Origin of the sequence: Arthrobacter sp. CAU 1506 (genome assembly GCF_005047635.1) — a bacterium.
In the GTDB taxonomy this organism is placed as follows: domain Bacteria; phylum Actinomycetota; class Actinomycetes; order Actinomycetales; family Micrococcaceae; genus Crystallibacter.
This window is the reverse complement of record NZ_SUKC01000031.1, coordinates 3,927-5,662: the sequence shown is the minus strand read 5'-3', so window position 1 is coordinate 5,662 and position 1,736 is coordinate 3,927. Positions and strand designations below refer to the sequence as shown.

Below are 1,736 nucleotides of genomic sequence, written 5' to 3'. Positions count from 1 at the left end.
TGCTCCTGTTGTTTGAGAACTCAATAGTGTGCCAAGTTTGTTGATACCAATTATTTATTGGTTGAAGTGCCGTGGCGTGCCGCCCCTGTGGTGTGTCGCGGTTTTTATCAGCCTGGTTTGAATTTAGTGCAGTGTCTTTGGTCGTTTTCCCGGTCTTTGGTGCTGTGTCTGTTTGAAACATTAACGGAGAGTTTGATCCTGGCTCAGGACGAACGCTGGCGGCGTGCTTAACACATGCAAGTCGAACGATGATCCGGTGCTTGCACCGGGGATTAGTGGCGAACGGGTGAGTAACACGTGAGTAACCTGCCCTTGACTCTGGGATAAGCCTGGGAAACCGGGTCTAATACCGGATATGACCTGTCACCGCATGGTGGTGGGTGGAAAGATTTTTTGGTCTTGGATGGACTCGCGGCCTATCAGCTTGTTGGTGGGGTAATGGCCTACCAAGGCGACGACGGGTAGCCGGCCTGAGAGGGTGACCGGCCACACTGGGACTGAGACACGGCCCAGACTCCTACGGGAGGCAGCAGTGGGGAATATTGCACAATGGGCGCAAGCCTGATGCAGCGACGCCGCGTGAGGGATGAATGCCTTCGGGTTGTAAACCTCTTTCAGCAGGGAAGAAGCGAAAGTGACGGTACCTGCAGAAGAAGCGCCGGCTAACTACGTGCCAGCAGCCGCGGTAATACGTAGGGCGCAAGCGTTGTCCGGAATTATTGGGCGTAAAGAGCTCGTAGGCGGTTTGTCGCGTCTGCTGTGAAAGCCCGGGGCTCAACCCCGGGTCTGCAGTGGGTACGGGCAGACTAGAGTGCAGTAGGGGAGACTGGAATTCCTGGTGTAGCGGTGAAATGCGCAGATATCAGGAGGAACACCGATGGCGAAGGCAGGTCTCTGGGCTGTAACTGACGCTGAGGAGCGAAAGCATGGGGAGCGAACAGGATTAGATACCCTGGTAGTCCATGCCGTAAACGTTGGGCACTAGGTGTGGGGGACATTCCACGTTTTCCGCGCCGTAGCTAACGCATTAAGTGCCCCGCCTGGGGAGTACGGCCGCAAGGCTAAAACTCAAAGGAATTGACGGGGGCCCGCACAAGCGGCGGAGCATGCGGATTAATTCGATGCAACGCGAAGAACCTTACCAAGGCTTGACATGGGCCGGACCGGGCTGGAAACAGTCCTTCCCTTCGGGGCCGGTTCACAGGTGGTGCATGGTTGTCGTCAGCTCGTGTCGTGAGATGTTGGGTTAAGTCCCGCAACGAGCGCAACCCTCGTTCCATGTTGCCAGCGCGTAATGGCGGGGACTCATGGGAGACTGCCGGGGTCAACTCGGAGGAAGGTGGGGACGACGTCAAATCATCATGCCCCTTATGTCTTGGGCTTCACGCATGCTACAATGGCCGGTACAATGGGTTGCGATACTGTGAGGTGGAGCTAATCCCAAAAAGCCGGTCTCAGTTCGGATTGGGGTCTGCAACTCGACCCCATGAAGTCGGAGTCGCTAGTAATCGCAGATCAGCAACGCTGCGGTGAATACGTTCCCGGGCCTTGTACACACCGCCCGTCAAGTCACGAAAGTTGGTAACACCCGAAGCCGGTGGCCTAACCCCTTGTGGGAGGGAGCCGTCGAAGGTGGGACCGGCGATTGGGACTAAGTCGTAACAAGGTAGCCGTACCGGAAGGTGCGGCTGGATCACCTCCTTTCTAAGGAGCTTCCTCGAACCGTGCCCAACACG

Annotated in this window: 1 protein-coding gene and 1 rRNA gene; one reads left to right on the top strand and one right to left on the bottom strand. The window is 56.6% G+C overall.

Translation table 11 applies throughout. From position 1 onward, the window contains the following. The coding region (locus E4J89_RS19600; RefSeq protein WP_205754552.1) for a hypothetical protein at positions 1–181 on the bottom strand (181 nt) is incomplete at its 3' end. Between E4J89_RS19600 and E4J89_RS19200 the strand changes: the two genes are divergently transcribed. Continuing rightward, a 16S ribosomal RNA gene (locus E4J89_RS19200) occupies positions 181–1,704 on the top strand. The two genes, E4J89_RS19600 and E4J89_RS19200, sit on opposite strands and share 1 nt — an antisense overlap. Positions 1,705–1,736: the final 32 nt, after the last annotated feature.